This is a genomic window from Helicobacter sp., assembly GCF_022770205.1.
Taxonomy (GTDB): Bacteria; Campylobacterota; Campylobacteria; order Campylobacterales; family Helicobacteraceae; genus Helicobacter_D.
Window position 1 is genome coordinate 1 of sequence record NZ_JALEIK010000038.1, and the last position, 22,359, is coordinate 22,359.

Annotated in this window: 20 protein-coding genes; 12 read left to right on the forward strand and 8 right to left on the reverse strand. The window is 37.1% G+C overall.

Going from position 1 to position 22,359, the window contains the following annotated elements; translation table 11 throughout:
* Nucleotides 1-498 precede the first annotated feature (498 nt).
* The 3 genes from MRZ19_RS06955 to tgt all read right to left on the reverse strand — a co-directional run bounded on the left by MRZ19_RS06955 (nt 499) and on the right by tgt (nt 4,442).
* Entirely contained in the window at nt 499-1,428 is a 930-nt protein-coding gene (locus MRZ19_RS06955) for a glycosyltransferase family 2 protein (RefSeq protein WP_291031578.1), read from the reverse strand.
* A gap of 197 nt (nt 1,429-1,625) precedes the next feature.
* The gene (locus MRZ19_RS06960; RefSeq protein WP_291031579.1) at nt 1,626-3,143 is read right to left on the reverse strand and encodes a YifB family Mg chelatase-like AAA ATPase; all 1,518 of its coding nucleotides are present in this window, start codon (nt 3,141-3,143) and stop codon (nt 1,626-1,628) included.
* Between the two features lie 162 nt (nt 3,144-3,305).
* Entirely contained in the window at nt 3,306-4,442 is a 1,137-nt protein-coding gene (gene tgt / locus MRZ19_RS06965; protein WP_291031580.1) for a tRNA guanosine(34) transglycosylase Tgt, read from the reverse strand.
* Nucleotides 4,443-4,496: 54 nt separating this feature from the next.
* On the opposite strand from tgt, the gene MRZ19_RS06970 reads away from it, so the two are divergent.
* Nucleotides 4,497-5,903 (forward strand): TrkA C-terminal domain-containing protein, encoded by a 1,407-nt coding sequence (locus tag MRZ19_RS06970; RefSeq protein WP_291031581.1) that lies wholly within the window; start codon nt 4,497-4,499, stop codon nt 5,901-5,903.
* Here the strand turns inward: MRZ19_RS06970 and MRZ19_RS06975 are convergent.
* On the reverse strand, nt 5,900-6,268 hold the full coding sequence (locus MRZ19_RS06975; protein ID WP_291031582.1) for a YraN family protein: 369 nt from the start codon (nt 6,266-6,268) through the stop codon (nt 5,900-5,902). The two genes, MRZ19_RS06970 and MRZ19_RS06975, sit on opposite strands and share 4 nt — an antisense overlap.
* Nucleotides 6,258-7,520 (reverse strand): homoserine dehydrogenase, encoded by a 1,263-nt coding sequence (locus tag MRZ19_RS06980; RefSeq protein ID WP_291031583.1) that lies wholly within the window; start codon nt 7,518-7,520, stop codon nt 6,258-6,260. Before MRZ19_RS06980 ends, MRZ19_RS06975 begins: the two co-directional genes overlap by 11 nt.
* Nucleotides 7,521-7,596: 76 nt before the next feature.
* Here MRZ19_RS06980 and MRZ19_RS06985 point away from each other — a divergent pair, with 76 nt between their 5' ends.
* The 11 genes from MRZ19_RS06985 (at nt 7,597) to MRZ19_RS07035 (ending at nt 18,731) form a co-directional block, all read left to right on the forward strand.
* Nucleotides 7,597-7,908, forward strand: a complete 312-nt coding sequence (locus MRZ19_RS06985) for a hypothetical protein (protein WP_291031584.1) — start codon at nt 7,597-7,599, stop codon at nt 7,906-7,908.
* Nucleotides 7,883-8,716 (forward strand): prolipoprotein diacylglyceryl transferase, encoded by an 834-nt coding sequence (gene lgt / locus MRZ19_RS06990; RefSeq protein ID WP_291031585.1) that lies wholly within the window; start codon nt 7,883-7,885, stop codon nt 8,714-8,716. Before MRZ19_RS06985 ends, lgt begins: the two co-directional genes overlap by 26 nt.
* Nucleotides 8,709-10,664, forward strand: coding sequence for a ribosomal protection-like ABC-F family protein (abc-f, locus tag MRZ19_RS06995; RefSeq protein ID WP_291031586.1), 1,956 nt, complete (start codon nt 8,709-8,711; stop codon nt 10,662-10,664). The genes lgt and abc-f overlap by 8 nt, the downstream gene beginning before the upstream one ends.
* A gap of 138 nt (nt 10,665-10,802) precedes the next feature.
* Entirely contained in the window at nt 10,803-11,777 is a 975-nt protein-coding gene (locus tag MRZ19_RS07000) for an AAA domain-containing protein (protein ID WP_291031587.1), read from the forward strand.
* A gap of 242 nt (nt 11,778-12,019) precedes the next feature.
* Nucleotides 12,020-12,766 carry a DEAD/DEAH box helicase gene (locus MRZ19_RS07005; RefSeq protein ID WP_366936155.1) on the forward strand — a complete coding sequence of 249 codons (747 nt, stop codon included), beginning with the start codon at nt 12,020-12,022 and terminating at the stop codon, nt 12,764-12,766.
* Nucleotides 12,747-13,469 (forward strand): DUF2726 domain-containing protein, encoded by a 723-nt coding sequence (locus MRZ19_RS07010; RefSeq protein ID WP_366936156.1) that lies wholly within the window; start codon nt 12,747-12,749, stop codon nt 13,467-13,469. The genes MRZ19_RS07005 and MRZ19_RS07010 overlap by 20 nt, the downstream gene beginning before the upstream one ends.
* Before the next feature lie 135 nt (nt 13,470-13,604).
* On the forward strand, nt 13,605-14,147 hold the full coding sequence (locus MRZ19_RS07015) for a gamma carbonic anhydrase family protein (protein WP_291031588.1): 543 nt from the start codon (nt 13,605-13,607) through the stop codon (nt 14,145-14,147).
* 110 nt (nt 14,148-14,257) lie between these two features.
* Nucleotides 14,258-15,901, forward strand: a complete 1,644-nt coding sequence (locus tag MRZ19_RS07020) for a lactate permease LctP family transporter (protein ID WP_291031589.1) — start codon at nt 14,258-14,260, stop codon at nt 15,899-15,901.
* Nucleotides 15,902-15,911: 10 nt separating this feature from the next.
* Nucleotides 15,912-16,649, forward strand: coding sequence for a (Fe-S)-binding protein (locus MRZ19_RS07025; RefSeq protein WP_291031590.1), 738 nt, complete (start codon nt 15,912-15,914; stop codon nt 16,647-16,649).
* Nucleotides 16,646-18,082, forward strand: coding sequence for a LutB/LldF family L-lactate oxidation iron-sulfur protein (locus tag MRZ19_RS07030; RefSeq protein WP_291031591.1), 1,437 nt, complete (start codon nt 16,646-16,648; stop codon nt 18,080-18,082). The genes MRZ19_RS07025 and MRZ19_RS07030 overlap by 4 nt, the downstream gene beginning before the upstream one ends.
* Nucleotides 18,075-18,731 carry a lactate utilization protein C gene (locus MRZ19_RS07035; protein WP_291031592.1) on the forward strand — a complete coding sequence of 219 codons (657 nt, stop codon included), beginning with the start codon at nt 18,075-18,077 and terminating at the stop codon, nt 18,729-18,731. The genes MRZ19_RS07030 and MRZ19_RS07035 overlap by 8 nt, the downstream gene beginning before the upstream one ends.
* A 5-nt stretch (nt 18,732-18,736) precedes the next feature.
* Here the strand turns inward: MRZ19_RS07035 and MRZ19_RS07040 are convergent, their stop codons facing one another.
* The 3 genes from MRZ19_RS07040 to gpmI all read right to left on the reverse strand — a co-directional run bounded on the left by MRZ19_RS07040 (nt 18,737) and on the right by gpmI (nt 22,307).
* The gene (locus MRZ19_RS07040) at nt 18,737-20,053 is read right to left on the reverse strand and encodes a peptidase U32 family protein (protein WP_291031593.1); all 1,317 of its coding nucleotides are present in this window, start codon (nt 20,051-20,053) and stop codon (nt 18,737-18,739) included.
* Complete coding sequence (locus MRZ19_RS07045) at nt 20,053-20,760, reverse strand: chemotaxis protein (RefSeq protein ID WP_291031863.1); 708 nt, start codon at nt 20,758-20,760, stop codon at nt 20,053-20,055. The genes MRZ19_RS07040 and MRZ19_RS07045 overlap by 1 nt, the downstream gene beginning before the upstream one ends.
* Before the next feature lie 80 nt (nt 20,761-20,840).
* The gene (gpmI, locus tag MRZ19_RS07050; RefSeq protein ID WP_291031594.1) at nt 20,841-22,307 is read right to left on the reverse strand and encodes a 2,3-bisphosphoglycerate-independent phosphoglycerate mutase; all 1,467 of its coding nucleotides are present in this window, start codon (nt 22,305-22,307) and stop codon (nt 20,841-20,843) included.
* Nucleotides 22,308-22,359: the final 52 nt, after the last annotated feature.

Consider the following 22,359-nt stretch of genomic DNA (forward strand, 5'->3'; position numbering starts at 1 on the left):
TGGTAAAGTAGGACGGTGCGGAGATGAGAGTGTAATAGAATGTGTTAAAAGAGATTCTTTCTTGTGTGCTACATTTACTAATCTTTGTTCTTACTTTATTCTTGTCTTTTAGAATTGTATTATTTTTATAGGGTTAAAAAAGAAATTAAAATCCAAAGTTAATCAAGGCAATTATTAATTGTTATGAGATTTAAGATTGCAGCAGTATTATCAAACCCCATTTAAAAACGAAGTTTCTGCAAATGAAAACCAAGTTTAGTAAAAACTTAGATTTCATTTGCAGATTTGTGCAATGCAATGCTTGCGCGTCTGTTAATTTTGCAAAATAATATTTTCTTTCGCTTGTGTGAGATTTGTAGTTAATGTTACCTTAAGCTTTTAGAAGAAGATTCAGCAAAGCTTCTAAAAAGAACTTCTCTAAAATTAGCAGATGGATTGATGCGGATATAAAAAATGGATTCCAACTTTTAATAATAATTGAGTTAGAAAAAGATTCTGCTATTTTTCAATGCGTTGGCGGATTTTTAGTTTTGGTAAGCAGGAAATGGGTAAGAATAAGCAAGCAAATACTTGGAGTGCAAGTAAATTTGGTCTAATTGCTAGGCTTTGGAGAATTTTTTTTAACGCCCTTTTGCGATCTCCGCCTTGGCGGTAAAGAAGTGCAGCAGTGGCACAAAGCTTGGCAAGGTGCATAGGACAGTATTTTAAACGCTCTCTGTAAAAAAGCAAAATGTCTTGTTCGTAGTTTTTTACCATTTCTAAAGGCTGGTATTTTAAGTTTTGTGTTAAAGATTCTGCGTGGATTCTGTAAAATTTAAGGGGCTTATGCAGATAATAGCAAGGGCGATATTTATGGAGTTTTAGCCATAAAAGCCCCATATTGCCACGCTGTAAATTTTCATTAAAACGCCTTTGTCCTAAAAGTTTGCGCTCAAAAAGCGTAATAAACTCTCCATCTAATTGTCCGCATAAAACTTCTTGGAAGCTAATTTCACGCGATTCATTTATTCCTTGCCCTGATAGAAACCCATCGTCACTTCTTGTGCAGTTTGCAATAATGATTCCATATTGGCGTTGAAAACTCAAATAAACATTAATCATCTGTGAAATTGCTTCTTTAAAAAGCAAATCATCATCATCTAAAAGCATAATAAGCTCTCCGCTTGCGTGGTCTAAGCCGTTGTTGCGATTGCCTGCGCTACCTTTAGTGTGAGCATTTTGCACAACTTTGATGTGGGGATTTTCTTGCGCGTATTCACAGGCGATATTAAAGGTATTATCGCTTGAACCATCATCGCTAACAATAATCTCTAGGTTTGGATAATCTTGTTCTAGCAAGCTTTCAATGGATTCCGTGAAAAAATATTCACGATTGTAAGTTGTTAGAATAATGCTAACCTTTGGAAAATTTAGATTTAGTGTTTGCATTAGAGAATATCCTTTTGAGATTCCAAGCGTTTTAGGGAAAGAGTAATTGGACTTGAGTGTTGTAGAATAAAATGTTTAAGAGAAAGGAATAATAATCCATACAGATAATAGGGATAGAGAATACATTTTAGCTTAGAAAACATAGAAACCTTAACATTTTTAAAGCGTATTATAGGATAAATTTAATATGAAATTTTTTAAATGCGACGAAAACTTAATGCTTCTAACAAATGCGATTTTTTAATGTGCTTACTCCCATCTAAGTCTGCAATACTGCGTGCAATGCGTAAGATTTTATCACTCCCGCGTTTTGAGATTCCAAATTTTTCAATGGCTTTTTCTAAAATTTCTTGTTCTTCTTGTAAGAGGGTGCAAAAGTGTGTTAATTCCACGCCTTGTAATCTTGCATTCAAGCAAGTCTGTTTGCGTTCTTGTTGGAATCTAAAAGCTTCTAATACTTGCTTTTGTAAGGTTTTAGAATCTATGCGCTGTGTAGTATTTTTAGATTCTAATTGCGTGTTTTCCTGCATTGTTACAAATAAATCTATGCGATCCCAAAGGGGTTCTGAAATTTTGGATTTGTAAGCATTGATTTCTTTTTGATTGCAACGGCATTCTTTAGTAGGGCTTAAGAGATTTCCACAAGGGCAAGGATTCATTGCTGCTACAAACATAAAATCCGTAGGATAAGTGATTTTTGTTTGCAGTCTTGAAATGGTGAAATGGTGGTTTTCTAAAGGCTCACGCAGGGATTCTAAAATGCTTTTTGGAAAATGTGGGAGTTCATCAAAAAATAACACTCCTAAATTTGCAAGTCCAATTTCACCGGGTTTTATACTCTGTCCCACAGCACTGCCAAGAATGGCAGCTTTTGTTGCGCTATTGTGAGGATTTCTAAAAGGGCGATTAGGGGAGATTACAAGTGTTGTAGAAGCAAGTTGGAGCATTGCATTGAGGCTTAAAGGAGGTAAGATATAAGGAATCCTAGAGGCAATCATACTCTTGCCACTGCCTGCACTGCCTTCAAAAAGAATATTATGGAATCCGCAAGCCGCAATGAGCGCAGCACGCTTTGCACGCTCTTGTCCAACAATGTCTTGGAAGTCTAAGGGAAAATCTTGCGTGAAATAATAACGAGTGTTTTGGATGGTAAGGTGGGCAAAAGGCAAGGTGGAAGCATACATTTGCAAGGGAGGGGGATTTTGAATAATTTCTAGCGCATCTTTTAGCGATTCTGCATAATAGGCTTTGAGATTTGGAATCTTAGAATAAAATTCTTGTGCGCTTTTTGGCAAAATAAAAATGGAATCAGAGTTTGCATCTCCAAGAAGGGAGAACAGCAGGGGATAGATTGCGGGCGTGTCTTTAATGCGCCCATCTAGCCCTAATTCCCCAAAGGCAAAGATTTTTTGCGTTTGTGCGGTGGAATCTAATGTGTTGTGCAGGGCAATTAAGAGCGCAATGGGTAAATCATAAAAGCTACCTTGTTTGGGTAAATCTGATGGAGAGAGATTAACGGTGATTTTAAGGGGCGGGAATTTAAAACCATTAGCCAAAAGTGAAGATTGCACTCTTTGGCGGGATTCTTGAATCGCATTGCCTGCAAGCCCTGTGATGGAGAAGGAAGGTAGAGCGCGTGTGAAACTAACTTCAACCTCAACCTCTCGTGCCTTAATGCCAACTTGTGCAGCGCAAAATAGTGTATTTATCCCCATAAAGATTCCTAAAATAAAAATATTCTTAAGTCTAACAGGTTTGTCACAAAAAATAAGAAAATTTTTAAAAATTAAAAACTTTTGTCCAATTTATGTAACCATTTGTAATATTTATACAAAAATCGTGTAGCACTCTTTTTTGCAGTATGAGCGTTTAAAATTTTATACATTCTCTAATCCCGTATAAAAATTTTTATAAAATTGTAAAAATTCTCCTTTTAAAATTGCCTCTCTAGTATTTCTTACAAGGCTTAGATAATAGGAAAGATTGTGGATGCTAGCAAGGCGGAAGTAGCTCATCTCTCCTGCGCGGAACAAATGGTGCAAATATGCACGCGTGTGGTTGGTACAAGTGTAGCAATTGCATTTGGAATCTAGTGGCTGTGTGTCAAACTTAAAGCGCGGGGATTTAATTGCAAGTTTCCCAAAATGCGTAAAAATCGTGCTATTTCTTGCATTGCGCGTTGGCATCACGCAATCAAACATATCTACGCCTCTAGCGATTGCTTCTACAATGTCTTGTGGCGTGCCAACGCCCATTAAATAGCGCGGTTTTTCCTTTGGCAAAAGGGGGGTTGTAAAATCAAGTGTGGCATACATTTGCGCATTTGGTTCACCTACGGATAATCCGCCAATTGCATAGCCATCAAAATCCCCAAGACTTGTTAAATCCCTAGCACTTGCTTCTCTAAACTCCCTATCTATTCCGCCTTGCACGATTGCAAAAATATTGTTGGTTAGGGGTTTGCCATAATCTTTAGCATTTTGTTTTTTAAGATTGTGGTAGGTGATTGCCTCTTTTGCCCATTTTGTTGTGCGGTTTATGGACTCTAAAATGCGCTCTTTGCTAGCGGACAAGCCCACTAAATCGTCTAAAATCATCATAATATCGCTATTTAAGTTGTATTGAATCTCTAGCACTTTTTTAGGAGAGAAAAAATGCCTTGAGCCATCAATGTGACTTTTAAAAAGGATTCCGTCTTCTTTGTGCTTGACATTAGAGTTTAGGCTAAAGGCTTGGAATCCTCCGCTATCTGTTAGGAAATTTCTAGGGAATTTTGTAAAGTTATGCAATCCTCCAAGTTTTGCTACAATCTCATCTCCTGGGCGTAGATACAAATGGTAGGTGTTTGCTAAAATAATGGGTGCATTAAGCGTTAAAAGATCGTTAAAATCTAGTGCTTTGACGCTTGCTTGTGTGCCAACAGGCATAAAAATAGGTGTTGGCACTTCTCCGTGGGATAGTTTTAGGATTCCAGCGCGTGCGTTATTGTTTGTTTTTATTAGATTAAATTCCATTTTGCAACCTTTTTTGCTAGAATTTCGCTAGTTTTCAATAGCGTAAGGGAATGTATGCGAAAAGTGCTTTTAGTTTTAAGTGGAATTGTAGCAAAAGAATTCCTAACAACTTTGATGTTAAAGCATTTGCATAAAAATGTGTATATTTTTGTTTCTTCAGATTCCAATCTTTTACCTAAAAATCTTCCCCAAGATAGCAAGGCGTATAACTTTGACCCTAGTTCTTCTAGCAAATTAAAAGAGATTCTAACTCCAGAAATTGCAGATTGCTATGTGGTTTTAGAAGATATTAAAGAACGCGAAGCAGTGTATCATACGCTGCGTAGATATAATAAGATGTTGCAAATTACGATGCTAGGAGAGATTCCATTAGCAAGGAGTGATAAACAGCTGATAATGTTGAATGAGGCGCATTTACTTAGTAGTCGTTTGTTTGAAAAATTTCCCAATGTTCCAAAAACGACTAAAAGTATTGGCTTAGGAGAGGGCGAGATTATGCAGGTGAGTGTGCCTTTTGGTAGCCCTTATGCTTATCGTAGTGTAGGTGTCATTAAGCAAAAGATGTGGAAAATTGTTGCAATTTACCGCAACAATGGACTTATTTTGCCAAAATACTCTACAACGATTCTCCCTAATGACGCACTTTTGCTTGTAGGTGAGCCTGATACGCTTCGGGATATTTATCGCCGCATTAAAGAGGAATCTGGGCAGTTTCCAACACCTTTTGGGCGTGATGTAGTGCTATATTTTGATTTGCTACATTCTAAGGATTTAGAGTATTATTTACACCAAACAATTTGGTTGTTTCAACTTTTTAAAAATAAACGCTTAGAAGTGTGTTTTCTAAACCCTACAAATATTGCAACAATAAGAAAAATTGAAAACCACCCCCTTTTAAACACGGGTGAGATTTCCTGGTCTATTGAATACCATAAGACTTCGTTGAAGGAGTTGGTGCAAAAGGATAGTGCAAGTAAAAATATTGGTTTAATTCTGCTAGAGGAGTATTGCTTTACGCGTTATCGTGGGTATTTACTAAACTTAGGGATTCCGCTTTTGAAGTTTGGCACACAGCCCTTAGATAGCTTAACACATAGTGTAGTGGTTTTACCAAAAGACACAGAAGAAGCGGAGAAAATTTCTTCTGTTGTCTTTGATTTTTCTACACAATTGGGTTTGAAAATTTTACTTTATGATTTTGATCCTAATGAAGAAAACCACGGGCAAGCATTAGATTATTACAAGCACATTGCAAAAGTGTTTAATAAAAAGTTAGAAATTAATAATACAAGTCTGCAAAATCCAATCCTTTGGTTAAATTCTCAAAAGAATATGCTACAAATTTTACCTTTGAGAAAAGAGGGAGTAAAACGCAATCCACTCTTTTCAATGCGTGATGTGGAAAATCTAAGCGCATATTTGATTAAGATTCCACAACTTTTTGTGCCGATTTCTGTTTAAAAAAGTGTTAAATTTTCTATCCATTCTACACAAAAGGAATCGTTAAATGCGTCTTTGCTTAAAAGAATCGCACTAAGACAATAGGGCAAGCGCAACGGATTATTGCTTAGGTAAATGTGGATTGTTTTTGTGAGCCTTTTTAGCTTTTTGGGGCTGATATTATAGATGGGTTCAAATCCGATTCCGCTTTTGACTTCTATGAAATGCAACACTCCGTTTTTTCTAGCAATAATGTCTATTTCTCCAAAGCGTGTGCTGAAGTTGCACTCTAAGATTGCATAGCCTTCACTCTCTAAAAATGCGCAAGCAAAACTTTCGGCTTCTTTGCCCTTTTGTGTGGTGTTTATGGTGTCTTTATTTTTCAATGCGAATCATTGTTGGTGTTGCTTGCACCACTTCAAGCGCACTAATGCGCTCTATTGCAAGTTTAATTTCTGCTTCCTTACAAGTGTGGGTTGAGAGTAAAAGTGTGGAATAATGCTTATCGTTGTGCTGTAAAAGTGTGGCAATAGAGATTCCAACTTCTCCTAAGATTTTTGCAATTTGCGCTAAAACACCGGGTTTGTCTAGCACTAAAATGCGTAAATAATAGGCACTAATGATTGCATCAAGGGGTTTGAGTTTTAAAGCATTGCTTGTGGTTTTAAAACCTAGCATAGGAGAACTTTTAGTGCGTGCGATTTCAATAATGTCTGAAATTACCGCACTTGCAGTTGCCATTCCTCCAGCTCCAGCACCATAATACAGCGTTTCGCCTACACAATCGCCAACCACGCTAATTGCATTCATCACGCCATCCACTTTGCCTAGCATTGCATCTTTGGGCAAAAAAGTAGGATGCACGCGTAATTCAATAGAGTCGCCATCTTTTTTAGCGATTCCAAGGAGTTTTAGATGGTAGCCAAATTCCTTAGCAAAAGCAATGTCTTCTTGTGTGATATTTGTGATGCCTTCAATTAAGATATCACTAGGGCGTGCGTCAATTCCATAAGCAATGCTTGCAAGGATTAAAAGTTTGTGTGCAGCATCAAATCCATCCACATCAAAGCTAGGATCTGCTTCAGCATAGCCTAAATCCTGTGCTTCTTTTAACACTTCTTGGAATCCTACACCTTCTTCTTGCATTTTTGTTAAAATAAAATTGCAAGTGCCATTAATGATTCCGCGAATGCTTAAGATATGGTTTGCCCCTAATCCATCGCGCAAGGCTTTGATGATGGGGATTCCACCTGCTACACTTGCTTCAAATCCTATGGGTAAATCCCCAGCAATTTGTTGTAAGGCATAGCGGTGGTAGGCTAGCATTGCTTTATTTGCTGTAATTAGGGCTTTGGAATTTCTTAGGGCTTTTTTGGCGATTTCAAAGGGGGCTTCCACACCTCCTGTAAGTTCTACTACAATATCAATCTCAGGGTCATCTAGGATTTCATCAACATTATCTGTAAGAGGAAAATCAAAAATTTCACGTTTTTTTGAGAAGTCTTTTACTGCACCTTTTTTGATACAAATCGCACAGCCAGCACGCGCCGCAATGATTGCTTGGTTGTCTTTTAAAATCTTTACAACACTGCTACCAACAACGCCTAAGCCGATGATTCCTAAAGTGAGTTCCTTCATACGCGCCCTTTTTGAAAACTAAAGAGCGATTATAGCGTTTTTTGGTAAAATGTGCTATTTGCTTTAAAGGTGAGTTTTGCGCATAGAACAGATTGAAGAGAATGCTTATATTTTACACGGAAAAATCAAAGAGCTTAGTGATTATCACGACTTAAAAACACTTTTGGAGAAACGCAAACAAGCCGGAGAGACGGAAGTGCTTTTTAAGATTCCACAGGCTAAAGAGATAAATTTTTTTATTCTTGGTTATTTGCTTAAGTTGGCGCGTAAAGATGGTTTTAGATTCCATCTTTTAGTGACTAGCCCTTATTTGTATGATCATTTGTATTGTCTAGGGTTGCACACATTTTTTGAGGTTCAAAATGACGGCGTGGAATTCTATTTATAGCTCTTTTAATCCTGTTGCCTTCAGTCTATTTGGAATCTCTGTGCGTTGGTATGGATTAATGTATGTGCTTGCGCTTTTAGTTGCACTTTTTTTGGCAAAATGGATTGCAAAAAAAGATAAATATCTCCTTTCAAATACGCTTTTAGAGAGCTATTTTATTTGGGTTGAAATCGGTGTGATTTTAGGAGCGCGTTTGGGTTATATTATTTTTTACGATCCTTATACGAGTTATTATTTAAGCAATCCGTGGCAGATTTTTAATCCCTTTGATAGAGATGGAAATTTTATTGGAATTAGTGGAATGAGTTTTCATGGTGCAGTGATTGGGTTTTTGATAGCAACAATAGTTTTTGTGCGCATTAAAGCGGTTAATTTTTGGCTTTTAGTGGATTTAGCAGGACTGAGTGTGCCGCTTGGTTATGTGTTTGGGCGCATTGGGAATTTTTTAAATCAAGAGCTTGTAGGCAGAGAGACAACAAGCAGTGTTGGAATCTTAGTTGATGGAGTGCTGCGCCATCCAAGTCAGCTTTATGAAGCATTTTTAGAGGGGATTGTAGTGTTTGTTCTCTTGTATGCTTATCGTAAAAAAGCACGCTTTATAGGGGAGATTGGAATCTTATATGGGATTTTATATTCTTTAATGCGCTTTATGGGGGAGTTTTTTAGAGAACCAGATTCCCAACTAGGGTTTATCGCATTTGGGTGGCTAACGCAAGGGCAGTTATTATCTTTGTGTATCGGAGGATTCTGTCTTGTGCTTTTAATGTTTAAGCTAGCACAAAATAAAGGAGCAAAAGTAAATGGCTAATCTCTCTTTGCAAAATGTTTCTAAGCAATACGATTATAAAGCAATTTTACAAGACATTTCTTTGCACATTGAAGAGAAGGAGCGTGTAGCAATTGTTGGGCGCAATGGAGCTGGTAAATCTACATTGCTTAAGATTTTAAGTGGGGAGTTAGAAAGTGATGATGGAGTTAGAATCTTAGAGGGGGATTTGGAGCTAAAGCATTTAATCCAAAAGCCAGATTTTAAAGCAGGACAAACTACAAAAGAGGCAATTGTTGAAGCTTTAAGTGAGCAAAATTACGCAAAGGAAAGGTATTTTGAAATTGCAAACTTATTACAAAATGCGCCTAATGATAAAGCACTTTTAGCGGAATATGCGAAGCTTACAAGTTTTCTTGAGCATCATAATGCTTGGGATATGGAATCTAAAATCAAGCAAATTTTAGAAACTTTTGCATTGGAATCTTTAGAGCATCAATGCGTGAATTTGTTAAGTGGAGGGGAGCAAAAGCGCGTAGCCTTAGCGTGTTTATTGCTCCATAAGCCAGACATTTTACTTTTAGATGAGCCAACAAACCATTTAGATGTTGAAATGGTAGAGTTTTTAGAAGAAATGCTATTATATGGGAATTTCACGCTAGTGTTTATTAGCCACGATAGATATTTTATTGACAGAGTTGCTACGCGTGTGGTGGAAGTAGAAGAAGGTAAGGTTAGAAGTTTTAAGGGGGGATATAGTGAGTATTTGCGCCAAAAGGAAGCTTTGCTTTTAAGCCTTGCTAAAAGCCACGAAACACTGCTAAAACACTTAAAAGCAGAAGAAGAGTGGCTAGCGCGTGGAGTGCGTGCAAGGGTTAAGCGCAATGAAGGACGCAAGGAGCGCATTATGGAAATGAAAAAAATAGCAAAAACAAATCCTTCAATCATCCGTAAAATGACTTTAGAGTTAGAGAGGGAGCGTAAAAACTTTAATCAAGAAGAGGGCGTTAATCGTAAGAAAATGCTTTTCACGCTTAAAAATTTGAGAATGGAGCTAGGAGAGAGAGTGTTAATCCATAGCTTTAATGCTAGAATCTTACAGCGTGATAAAATTGCAATTGTTGGGCGCAATGGGGCTGGTAAATCTACATTGCTGAAAATTTTATTAGGAAAAATGCGCCAAAGTGGTGGAAGTGTAGAATGTGGTGAGGTGAAAATTGGTTATTTTGATCAACACAGAGAAATGCTTGATGATAGCAAGGATTTGCTAGAGACTTTTTGTCCTTTTGGTGGCGATCATATTGAAGTGCGTGGCAAGAGTATGCACATTTTTGGCTACCTTAAAAACTTCCTGTTTCCTAAAGAATTTTTGGATAAGAAAATTGGTGCATTAAGCGGAGGAGAAAAGAATCGTGTTGCGCTAGCCTTGCTTTTTACCAAAGATTATGATTGCTTGATTTTAGATGAACCAACAAATGATTTAGACATTCCTACCATTAATATTTTAGAAGAGTATTTGCAGAGTTTTCAAGGGGCAATTCTTTTTGTAAGCCACGACCGCTATTTTGTGGATAAAATCGCAAAAAGTTTGTATGTGTTTAAGGGAAATGGTGAGATTATGGAATCGCATAGAAGCTTTAGTGAGTATTTAGAGATGCAAAAAGAGTTAAAGGAATATGCTTTAATAGAACAGGAGTGTAGGGAGCAAAGCAATAAAGCAGAGGAAAAACAGGATTCTGCTAAAGCATTCTTTAAAGAGGTAAAGAAAACAAAATTAAGCTACCACGAAAAACGCCTTTTAGAGATTCTACCCCAAGAGATTGAAGCTTTAGAAGCGGAGCTTAAAACCCTAGAAAGCTTGCTTTATAATGGAAGTTTAAGCACACAAGAATTACAAGAAAAATCAAAAGAATTTGAAGAAAAAAAGATGCTTTGTGAAACAAAGATTCTACAATATTTGGAGTTAGAAGAGAAGGAAGGTTTGTTGTAGAATTTTTACAAAATAAATAGCTAAGTTTATGTATTTAAGATTGTAAACTTGTAATTTTAAGGAAAAATCAAGGATGTGCAAGTTTATTATAGAATATAATATTGGTTTATAATCTTGTAAGTTTATTTTGGGGTGTCTGTGGATAGCACAAAGTTTTTAATTTTGCTCAATGGCAAAGATAAAACAGAATCTATTACAAGTATAGAAAAGCGAAATGCTCTATGGCTTATCACATTTGCCAACGCACCAAAAACCTACCCTTATGGACACGACAAAGTCATCTTTCTTGCAAATCCGCAAAAGCACGAAAAGCCCGAGGAGCTTGGTATTTATAATGCTGAATTTGCTCTTATTTTTGACAAATATTGCAAAATATTTTTTGACAATGGAAAAACAAAATTATTAGAAACAACAATGCTATTGCCAAATGTAAAAGGTAGCAATGCCAATGTATTTTTGTATTGCAAAGAGTTGGCTACTATCGTGGGGGTAAAAAATGAAGACAATGAGTCACTTCTATCAAAGGCATATAGCAAAATAGATATGCCAGTAAAAGAAAGTGTTTTGTGCAATTATTTATGCCCAAGCCAGCCACATAGGACTAATGAGATAAACTCTCCCATACTTTCACCATTTGGCTTGAATACCTCACAATTCCAAGCAATTTGCAATGCTTTAAAAGCTCAAGTAAGTATCATAGAAGGACCGCCCGGCACAGGCAAAACACAAAGCATATTAAACATCATTGCAAATAGTATTTTTCTTGGAAAAAATGTAGCTGTGGTTTCTAATAATAATGCCGCTACGGATAATGTCTTTATGAAGCTAGAAAAATATGGCTTATCACATCTGTGTGCAAAGCTTGGTAAAAAGGATAATATCAAGCAGTTTTTGCAAAACCAATCAAATGCCTACCCAGATTTTGCACAATCCATCACACAAGAGAGAAAAGACACGCTTTCTCAAGCCATAAAAAAGCTTAACACACAAGCACAAGAGATTTTTGTTTTACAAAATGCTATCGCAAAGCAAAAATCTCTACTTAGTGCATTAGAGCTAGAATTTCGCCATTTCACAACGCAAGAAAATTTACAGATAAATCCACATTTTTAACACTTTTGCAAAAGGATTCTGCTCTTTTATTAAAGGCAAAAATTGCTCTTAAAAACACTCCAAAAGGTTGGCGATATTTTTTGCTTATATGTAAGTTCTGTTTGATAGGGCGCATTGGAAATTTTGCTTTTTATAAGCTTCCTTTGCAAGAGATTATCCAGCATTTTGAATATGCTTATTATATGTAAAGCATCGCTGCTACTAGAGAAACACTCGCACACGATATAAAACGCCTAGAAACATTGCGCAATGCACAAACGCTAGAACGCTTACAAGAGTATTCTTTAATCCTTTTGCGTGAATCTCTGCGGATTCGATATAGTAATCGCACACAAAGACCTATTTTTAGCGAAAAAGATCTTTTAGCTAATGCAGAGCAGTTTTGCGATGAATATCCCATAATTTTTAGCACCACACACGCTATTAAAAATTGTTTTAGGAGAGACTTTCTCTTTGATTATTTGATTATCGATGAAGCCTCGCAGGTAGATTTAGTAACAGGTGTTTTAGCTCTAAGTGTGGCTAGAAATATTGTGATTGTAGGGGATGCAAAGCAGCTGCCAAATGTGATAGATTCTACAATCTCTAAACAAATCCAAGAGATTACTAAACGCCATACAATACCGCCACACTATGATTACTCCAAGCATTCTTTTTTAAGCTCTATGTGCAATGTTTTGCCAAATGCTCCTAGAGTTTTGCTCAAAGAGCATTATCGCTGCCACCCTAAAATCATCAATTTTTGCAATCAAAAGTTTTATGACAATGCACTTGTCGTTTTAAGTGAAGATAATGGAGAAGCAAATGTGCTAGAAGTGTATGTTAGTCCTGCTGGAAATCACGCAAGAGGGCATTATAATCAAAGAGAAATTGATATTATCGCCAATGAAATCCTGCCAAGCACCACCATAGAGCCACAAGAGATAGGTATTATCACTCCCTATAATAAGCAAAAAGCACATTTGCAAAATGCAGTGGGTAAAGATTGAAGCAGACACTGTGCATAAATATCAAGGCAGGGAAAAAGACCTTATCATCATCGCCACTACCGATAATCAAAGCAATGATTTTATCGATGATAGTAAAATGCTAAATGTCGCCATTACACGAGCTAAAAAGCAGCTAAAGCTCATCGTATCCTATGAGGTGTGCCATAAGCAAAACACAAATATCAATGACTTTATCCGTTATATCACCTATCAAAGTGCCAAGCCCATAGAGAGCAAAGTTTATTCAATCTTTGATTTGCTCTATAAAGCAAATGCGCAAGCAAGGGCATTATATCTTAAGGGTAAAAAGCGCATATCACAATTTGATTCAGAAAATATTGCCTTTGCTTTTATCAAAGATATACTCCAGCAGGATTCTTATCGCAGCCTTGATGTTTTGCCGCATATACCCCTTGCTAAAGTTATTAAAATAGATGAAACTCTAACGCAAGAAGAAAGGTTCTATGCGCAAAATCCACTTACACATTTTGACTTCATTATTTATCATATTATGGATAAAGCACCTTTGCTTGCCATTGAGATTGATGGCTATGCGTTTCATCATACGTGCAAACAGCTAAATCGCGATAAGCTTAAAGATAGCATTTGCAAAAAGCATAATTTCCCACTTTTGCGTCTTAGTACAACACAAAGCGGAGAAGATAAACGCGTAACTGATATGCTTCAAGCATTATTTTATTGAGTTGATAAAACCTAAAATGTATTTAATCATTGCGCAAATTATCTAAAATTTATGCTAGACAAGGCAATTATTATTTTAAAACTTTTTAAGCAATTCTTTGATTTATTTTAGAAATTTTAAATAAAAGGATTTGTTGTGCTAATAAAATTTAAAGACAAAGTACCAAAAGTGGCAAGCAATGTTTTTATTGCAGAGGGTGCTAAGGTGATTGGAGAAGTGGAGATTGGGGAGGATTCTAGTGTGTGGTTTAATTGTGTGCTTAGAGGTGATGTGAATGCGATAAAAATTGGCAAGCACACAAATATTCAAGATTTAACAACGCTGCATGTGTGGCATAAAACTTATGATGCACAAGGCAATGCACTAGATAATGGCTATGCTGTGGAGATTGGTGATGATGTAACGATTGGGCATAATTGTGTAATCCACGCCTGTGTTTTAAAGCATCGTATTTTGGTGGGTATGAATGCTGTAATAATGGACGGAGCAGTGATTGAAGAGGATAGCATTGTAGGGGCTGGAAGCGTGGTAACAAAGGGTAAAAAATTCCCTCCACGCTCTTTAATTCTAGGCAATCCTGCAAAATTTGTAAGGGAGCTTAAAGATGAGGAAGTGGCACTCATTAAAGAGTCTGCGCAAAATTATGTGCGTTTTAAGAATGATTTTCTATGCTTTTAGCTGTAACGATTCTATACATAGTTTTTCAAACAATTTATTTTTTCTTAACGCTCAATAATTTTTAATTTTTCCTACATTACACTATAAATATATCTAAAATAGGAGTGATTATGTGGCAACAAATTGTTGATCCTTTAAATAATATTTGGTTAAGTGCAGTTGTGGCGTTTTTGCCAATTTTAACATTTTTGCTAGGCTTATTAGTTTTTAAGCTAAAGGGCTATCAAGCAGGGTTTTTGACCGTGATTGTTGCAAGTGTAATTGCGCTGTTTGTTTATGGAATGCCTTTTTCATTGGTTGGAGCGAGTTTTGTGCAAGGGTTCGCACAAGGAATGTGGCCAATTGCGTGGATTATCATCGCAGCGATATTCCTTTATAAGCTTTCTGTAAAATCTGGCTCTTTTGAAGTGATTAAGCAAAGTGTGATGTCTATCACGCCTGACCATAGGATTCAGGTGATTTTGATTGGATTTTGTTTTGGTTCATTTTTAGAAGGGGCGATTGGCTTTGGGGGACCTGTGGCAATCACTGCTGCATTGCTTGTAGGACTTGGATTAAAGCCTCTTTATGCAGCAGGGCTTTGTTTGATTGCAAATACTGCCCCTGTTGCTTTTGGTGCAGTTGGGATTCCAATTATTGCTATGTCAAATCTTGTTGGTGTAGAACAATACGCTGTTTCTGCAATGGTTGGTAGAATGTTAGTTCCGCTTAGTTTGATTGTGCCATTTTTTATTGTGTTTTTAATGGATGGATTTAAGGGTGTTAAGGAAACATTTCTCGCAATTTTAGTTGCAGCTGTGAGTTTTACAGCGACACAATTTTTAAGCTCTAACTTTTTAGGTGCAGAGTTGCCTGATATTGTTTCTGCGATTGTTTCTATTGTTTGTACCACTTTGTTTTTGAAGTTTTGGAAGCCTAGTAATATTTTTAGATTAGACGATGAAAAAGATTTCTCAAATCAACAAAAACTAGAATTTGGAAAGATTGTTAAGGCGTGGATGCCTTTTATTTTGTTGATTGTTTGTATTATTATTTGGACGCAGCCTTGGTTTAAAGCATTTTTTGCTAAAGGGGCGATTTTTGATTATACGCAAATTACGATTGCTTTTAACAATATTCAAGGCGGTATTGTAGATATGAATGGTAAGCCTGTCAGCTTGAGTTTGCCGATTAATTTTGTAGCATTGCAAGCAGGAACAGCAATTTTAGTGGCGGCTTTTTTAACCATTTGGGTGTTAAAAATCAAAGCAAGTGATGCTGCAGAATGTTTTTGGGATACGCTAAAGGAAATGGCGATTCCTTGCATTACCATTGGTTTAGTTGTTGCCTTTGCTTTCATTGCAAAAAATTCTGCGATGAGTGCGACTTTAGGATTTGCCTTTGCGCAAACTGGCAATGCTTTTGCATTCTTTAGTCCTGTAATTGGCTGGATTGGTGTTTTCTTAACAGGAAGTGATACGAGTTCAAATTTATTATTTGGTCCGTTGCAACAAGTAACTGCTAGAGAATTAGGAATTGGGGAAGCATTATTCTTAGCGGCAAATTCAGTAGGTGGTGTTGTTGGTAAGATGATTTCCCCACAATCCATTGCTATTGCGTGTGCAGCTGTTGGATTAGTGGGCAGGGAGTCAGATTTATTTAAATTCACTTTAAAATATTCTGTGGGCTTTATTATTTTAATTGGGATTTGGACATTTATCATTGCGACAATGCTTGGAAATATCATTCCTGAGATTGTCCTTTTAGCAAAATAAGGAATCGTAAATGAAAAAAGTGTATTTTTATGCCACCTGCTTAGGCAGTGCAGCAATGCAAGAGATGGTGGTTAATGCCATTAAGCTTTTGCGCAAAGAAGGCGTGGAAGTGATTTTTAAAAAAAATCAAACCTGTTGCGGACAGCCTGCGTTTAATTCTGGGTATTTTAAGGAAAGCAAGGAGGTTGCGCTTTATAATATCCAGCAATTTAAAGAGGGTTATCCCATTGTTGTGCCAAGTGGTTCTTGTGCAGGAATGATGAGCCACGATTATTTAGAGCTTTTTAAAGAAGATAAGGAATTTGATAAGGTGCGCTCTTTTAGCTCTCAAGTGATAGAGCTTAGTCAATATTTAGATGAGGTGTTAAAAGTGGATTATGAGGATAGGGGGGAGAGTGTTAAGGTAACTTGGCATTCTAATTGCCACGCATTAAGGGTGCAAAAAAGCATTGAAGCTAGTAAGAATCTCATTAAAAGACTAAAAAATGTTGAGCTTGTGCCATTAGAGTTTGAAGAGGAATGTTGCGGGTTTGGTGGGACATTTTCTATTAAAGAGCCTGAGATTTCAAATGCTATGGCAATGCAAAAAATAAAAGATATTCAAAATAGCGGTGCGCAATATGTGATTAGTGGCGATGGAGGCTGTCTTTTAAACATTAAAGGCACAATGGAACGCATAGGCTCGGAGGTTAAAGGAGTGCATTTGTATGACTTTTTATTAAAAAGGATAGAAGGGGTGCGTTTATGAGTGAAAAGATTCCACACGAACAAATTGTAAATACCAAGCTTAATGATAGACAAATGCGTGAGAATCTAAATATTGCAATGCACACTTTGCAGAAAAATCGTTTAAAAGTCATTGAAGATAAATTTCAAGATTGGCAGGGCTTACGCTCAAAGGCAGAACAGGCTAAAAACAATGCGTTAATGCGTTTAGAAGAACGCCTTTTAGAATTTGAAGCAAATGCTACAAAAAATGGAATCCAAGTGCATTGGGCGTCTAGCAGTAATGATGCTTGTGAGATTATTTATACCCTTATGCAGGAAAAAAACATTACAAAAATCCTTAAGGGCAAGTCTATGGCAAGTGAGGAGATTGGGTTAAACCATTACCTTGAAGCTAAAGGGATTAGTGCGATTGAAACGGATTTGGGTGAGTTAATTTTACAGCTTAATGGAGAGACACCTGTGCATATTGTTGTGCCTGCAATCCATCGCAATCGTTATGAGATTGGAAAAATTTTTGAAGACAAGCTTAATGCTCCTTTGGAAACTGAGCCAGAACAGCTAAATGCCATTGCAAGAAAACACTTAAGGAGTGAGTTTGAAGGTTTGCAAATGGGATTAAGCGGAGTGAATTTTGCAATGTCTAAGGAAGGGGCGTTTTGGTTAATTGAAAATGAAGGCAATGGTAGAATGTGTACCACTGCGCCTGATATTCACATTGCGCTATGTGGAATTGAAAAAGTGATGGAAAGCTTTGAGGATGCAGCAACAATGGTGCATTTGCTCACACCATCAGCGACAGGGCAATTTATCCCAACTTATAATAACATCATCACAGGACCGCGTAAAAATGGCGATTTAGACGGACCAAAAGAAGTGCATATTGTGCTATTTGATCATCACAGAAGTGATATGTTAGCGCATCAAGATTATTATGAAGCATTGCGCTGTATTCGCTGTGGGGCTTGTATGAACTTTTGCCCGGTGTATGATAAGATTGGTGGACACACTTACCAGACAATTTACCCCGGACCCATTGGAGAAGTGATTAGCCCTAATCTCTTTGGCATTGATGCAACGGGGGATATTTTAAGTTTTTGTTCGCTTTGTGGGCGATGCTCTGAAGTGTGTCCTGTTAAGATTCCTTTAGCAGATTTGATTAGAAAGTTGCGTTCTAATAAGGTTGGACAAGGGGAGAATCCTCCACTTGGCGCAAGTGCATTAGAATATGACAAAGCAGAATCTAGTGCAATGCGGAATTTTGTAAGGCTTGCCACAAATGGCGCAATTTGGCGTTTTTCGCTTTCAAAAGCGCATTATTTTAATGGAATCTTACATAAATTTAAAGATTCTTTGCCAGTGGTTAAAAAATGGAGTGCATTTAAGGAGCTTCCACAAATTAAACTTGATTTATACCAAGAGATTCAAAAAATGGATGGGGTGATTTATGAGTAGAATCCAAGAAATTTCACAGCGCAGCAAAGGGCAGATTTTAGAACGCTTAAAAAGGGCACATAAAGATTCTAGCTTTATTGATAAACCAAGCGTTGATCCAGTAGAACACATCCAAAGAAGTGAGGATAGGCTAGAGGAGCTTAAGCGCAAAATGACAGATAATAAATACATTGTAGAAGAATGCGCTAAAGAAGAGTTAGAGGATAAAATCAACTCCATTGTCGCAAACTACGGCTATACAAAAATGATTTACGGAGAGAGCTTAGGGCTTGATATTGATAAAATTAAGGCGCAAGAAAAAGTATGCTTTAATAAAGAAATTGAGGAATTGCGCAAAGAAGTATTCCATAGTGAATTTTCTATTGTGCGTGCAAGGGTTGGGGTTAGCTCACACGGAGTTGCATTAGTGCATTCTAGTAGCACACAGCCTAGAATGCTCTCTCTTGCACCAACGCTCTGCATTATGCTTTTAGAAAAAAAGAATATTGTAGGAAGTTTAGCGCAAGCATTAAATCTTATTAAAAGTGAAAATCCTGTGCTGCCAAGTAATCTTTTGTTTATCGCTGGACCTTCACGCACGGCAGATATTGAACTCATAGCGGTTTTTGGCGTGCACGGATCACAAAAGGTGCATATTGTTTTGTATTAAAGCAATTAAATTTTTTGGCGCAAAAAACTAAAAGGAGGGAGTGAAAAGGGAAGCAAAAAAGGATTTTCATTACCACTATGGATAGATTCTAATTCTTTTCCATTTTCTAAAAGAATTTTAAAAAATTGTAGATATTTTTTGCCCTCTTTACTAAAAATTTCTCCGATTGCATTTTTGCCTTCTTTAATGTTTTCTAGCTTTGCGCTAACAATCTCTTTTGGCTCATTAAGGCGGATTGTATGACGGCAGAGTGCGCTTTTACCATCTTCGCTAACCTCAGCATTGACTTGATAGCTACCCTCACTAATAGCAGTAAAGTGATTTTGTGTGTTTAATTTTTCATAAGGGCGGTGGATGATATAGCCATCGCTAAAACCACGATTTTTTAGTGTGTCTAGCTCTTTTGTGTATTTTTGCTCCACAAATGCGCCTTTTGCATAATCGTCTAATGCCATTTTGTAAGCAAGGGCGGTGATTCCTGCATAATATGCGGATTTGGTGCGCCCTTCAATCTTTAAAGAATCAATTGCTCCGCTTTCTAAAAGAGTTGGAATATGGGTAGCTAGATTTAAATCTTTAGAGTTAAAAATATGCGTTCCTATACCCTCTTCCTCTCTTAAGCGCATCATTACGCCATTATCGGGATTTCTTGCATAGATTTCTTTGCCGCTAAAGCGCACAAGCTCATCATTTGCAACATTGCGCACATAATATTCATAATCAAAGCGACAATCATTAGCGCAACTGCCACGATTTGGCACTCTCCCGCTTTGTAAAGCAGAGATTAAACAACGCCCTGAGAACGCAAAGCACATTGAGCCGTGAATAAAAATTTCTAACTCTAAGTCTGGAATCGCTTTTTTAATCTCTATGGCATCTTTTAAGCTAAGCTCTCTTGCGGCAACAATGCGTTTCACGCCCAACTCGTAAAACACTTGCGCATCTAAGACATTGAGAACATTTGCTTGCGTGGAAAGATGGATTGGAATCTTTGGGGCAATTTGGCGCGCTAGCCTTACAACACCCGGTGTTGCAACGATAAAAGCATCGGGCTTTAAAGCAGCCATTTTTTCAATGTGGTTTTCTAATAATTTTAGTTGAGAGTTAAAAGGGAATCCGTTAATGGTTACATAGATTTTTTTACCCCTAGCGTGTGTGTAATCCACAGCTTCCTTAAAACTATCAAAGTCAAATTCTTTGCCTGAACGATTCCGCAAAGAAAAGTGGCTAACGCCACCATACACAGCGTCTGCTCCGTATTCTAAGGCGATTTTTAGTTTCTTGAGATTCCCCGCAGGAGAGAGAAGTTCTGGAAGTTGCATTAATTTGCGCCAAATTTTTCAATTAAGGCTTCAATGTCATCTGTTGCCATTACATTGTCTGAAGAATCCCCTTGGATATACATAGCAGAGCTTACACGCTTGCTGTCTTCAATTCTTCCTTCAAATAAAGAACTCATATAGCGTGAGAGTGCGCGCATTACATTAATCACGCGCTCAATCTTTTGACGATGAATGTCTTGGTATTGCATACTTTCCATTGCTTCTAAGGATGTCATAGAAATGTCTTGTAAGGAATCAGAAATTTTTTGCGCACTTTCCTTTGCACTAGCAACTTCCTCTAGTTTCTCGCTAAATGTGTGAAAATCTGGGAATTTTGTGTGCAGTTTTTGAAGCAGTTCTTCTTGTGAGTTAATAAAGGCTTGGATTTTTCCAAAAGCGTCTTCAATGTCTGCTCCTAGATTACTAATGCTCTCTAACTTATCAAACATTTCTGTTGCTTTGATTTCAGAATCGCGTGTTACATCATCAAGTTGATGCACAACTTTATGTTCTTTAGTTGGCGGTGGCGGGGGCCAACTTACATCTTGATTGATTTTAAAATCATCCGCAGTAATTGCACCATTCTCAATGGCAGGTTCTGAAAGATTGCTCTGCTCTTCATCACTTTGCGTTTTAGTTGTTTCTGTATCATCAGTAACAGCATCAATATCACTATTTAATAGCGCATCTAATTCTTCTTGTGTCATCATAACCCTCTAAATCATTGAACTTAAAATTACATTATACATAATGCTTTGTATATTTTTGTTTAAATCTTGGTGAAAAACTAAAAAAGTGGTGCGTCCATCTCGCTTGGAATTTCTAACTCCATTAGTTTTAAAATGCTTGGTGCAATATTATTTAGCCCACCATTTCTAACTTCTTTTACACCATTAGCAGCTACAAAGCACCACACACTTCCTATGGTGTGATTAGTTAGTGGCTCGCCTTTATCATTTTGCATAGCTTCACAATTTCCGTGGTCGCTTGTTAGCACAAATGCGTAATTTAACTCCTTTGCCTTTGCGTAGATTCTGCCTAGCTCAAAATCCACTGCTTCCACCGCTTGAATTGCTGCTTTAAAATTTCCTGTGTGTCCTACCATATCGCCATTTGCAAAATTTACAACAATGAAATCATAAGCACTATCCATTGCATTTAAGACTGCATTGCCCACTTCTTTTGCGCTCATTTGGGGTTGTAAATCATAAGTTTTTACCTTAGGAGATGGCACTAAAAGGCGTGTTTCATTGAGAAATGGTTCTTCTACCCCACCATTGAAAAAGAAAGTAATATGGGCGTATTTTTCTGTTTCTGCGGTGTGGAATTGGCGTAAATTATGCTTAGAAATGACTTCAGCAAGGGTGTTTTTAATATTCTCTTTTGGAAAAAGAATAGGAAAATCAAAGGTTTTATCATAAGGCGTCATCGTAATAAGTGGAATCTTAGTAAAATGCTTGCGCATAAATCCGCTAAATTCTACATTTCCTAATGCGCTTACAATCTCTCTTGCTCTATCGCTTCTAAAATTTGCAAAAACGATTCCATCTTTTTTTTGGATTCCTTCATAATTAAAGCTTGCAGGCTTAAGAAATTCATCAAAGATTTCTTTTGCAAATTGTGCTTGCAAATACTCTTGTGGGCTTATGCTTTGTGGATTTTCACCAAGTGCGATTGTGTTGTATGCAAGTTCTATTCTCTCCCACCGACTATCCCTATCCATTGCAAAATAACGCCCACTAAGGCTTGCAATGCGGATATTTTTGCCTTGTATCGCATTTTCCACTATGCTTAAAAAGTGTGCAGCAGTTTTTGGTAGCACATCGCGCCCATCTGTGATTAAATGCAATAGCACTTCACTTTGTGATTCTAACCCTTTAGCAAGGGCTAAAATATGGTCTAAGTGGCTATGCACTCCACCATCACTCATTAATCCAATTAAATGCACTCTTTTACAGGTTTTAACGGAATCTAAGGCTTGATTTTGCATTAGACTTCCATTTTCTATTGCCTTGTTAATTTTGACTAAATCTTGGTAAAGGACTCTACCGCTTCCTAAGCTCATATGCCCCACTTCAGAGTTCCCCATTTGCCCTTCTGGTAAACCCACAGATAAACCAAAGGTTTCAATCATACCATAAGGCACTTCTTTAAAAAGTTTGTCATAGGTTGGTTTTTTAGCGTGAAAAAAAGCATTGAAATTTTCATTGGCGTTAAATCCGATTCCATCTGTGATGATTAAAACACTTTTCATTGAGAATTTTCCTATGTTTTAAAGTTATTTTTGGGTAGAATGCTACCTAAAT

Bases quoted from the DNA above. Each gene is read 5' to 3' on its own strand.
- MRZ19_RS06955 (WP_291031578.1), bottom strand. From the start codon at position 1,428: ATGCAAACACTAAATCTAAATTTTCCAAAGGTTAGCATTATTCTAACA.
- MRZ19_RS06960 (WP_291031579.1), bottom strand. From the start codon at position 3,143: ATGGGGATAAATACACTATTTTGCGCTGCACAAGTTGGCATTAAGGCA.
- tgt (WP_291031580.1), bottom strand. From the start codon at position 4,442: ATGGAATTTAATCTAATAAAAACAAACAATAACGCACGCGCTGGAATC.
- MRZ19_RS06970 (WP_291031581.1), top strand. From the start codon at position 4,497: ATGCGAAAAGTGCTTTTAGTTTTAAGTGGAATTGTAGCAAAAGAATTC.
- MRZ19_RS06980 (WP_291031583.1), bottom strand. From the start codon at position 7,520: ATGAAGGAACTCACTTTAGGAATCATCGGCTTAGGCGTTGTTGGTAGC.
- lgt (WP_291031585.1), top strand. From the start codon at position 7,883: ATGACGGCGTGGAATTCTATTTATAGCTCTTTTAATCCTGTTGCCTTC.
- abc-f (WP_291031586.1), top strand. From the start codon at position 8,709: ATGGCTAATCTCTCTTTGCAAAATGTTTCTAAGCAATACGATTATAAA.
- MRZ19_RS07010 (WP_366936156.1), top strand. From the start codon at position 12,747: ATGCAGTGGGTAAAGATTGAAGCAGACACTGTGCATAAATATCAAGGC.
- MRZ19_RS07020 (WP_291031589.1), top strand. From the start codon at position 14,258: ATGTGGCAACAAATTGTTGATCCTTTAAATAATATTTGGTTAAGTGCA.
- MRZ19_RS07025 (WP_291031590.1), top strand. From the start codon at position 15,912: ATGAAAAAAGTGTATTTTTATGCCACCTGCTTAGGCAGTGCAGCAATG.
- MRZ19_RS07030 (WP_291031591.1), top strand. From the start codon at position 16,646: ATGAGTGAAAAGATTCCACACGAACAAATTGTAAATACCAAGCTTAAT.
- MRZ19_RS07035 (WP_291031592.1), top strand. From the start codon at position 18,075: ATGAGTAGAATCCAAGAAATTTCACAGCGCAGCAAAGGGCAGATTTTA.
- MRZ19_RS07040 (WP_291031593.1), bottom strand. From the start codon at position 20,053: ATGCAACTTCCAGAACTTCTCTCTCCTGCGGGGAATCTCAAGAAACTA.
- MRZ19_RS07045 (WP_291031863.1), bottom strand. From the start codon at position 20,760: ATGACACAAGAAGAATTAGATGCGCTATTAAATAGTGATATTGATGCT.
- gpmI (WP_291031594.1), bottom strand. From the start codon at position 22,307: ATGAAAAGTGTTTTAATCATCACAGATGGAATCGGATTTAACGCCAAT.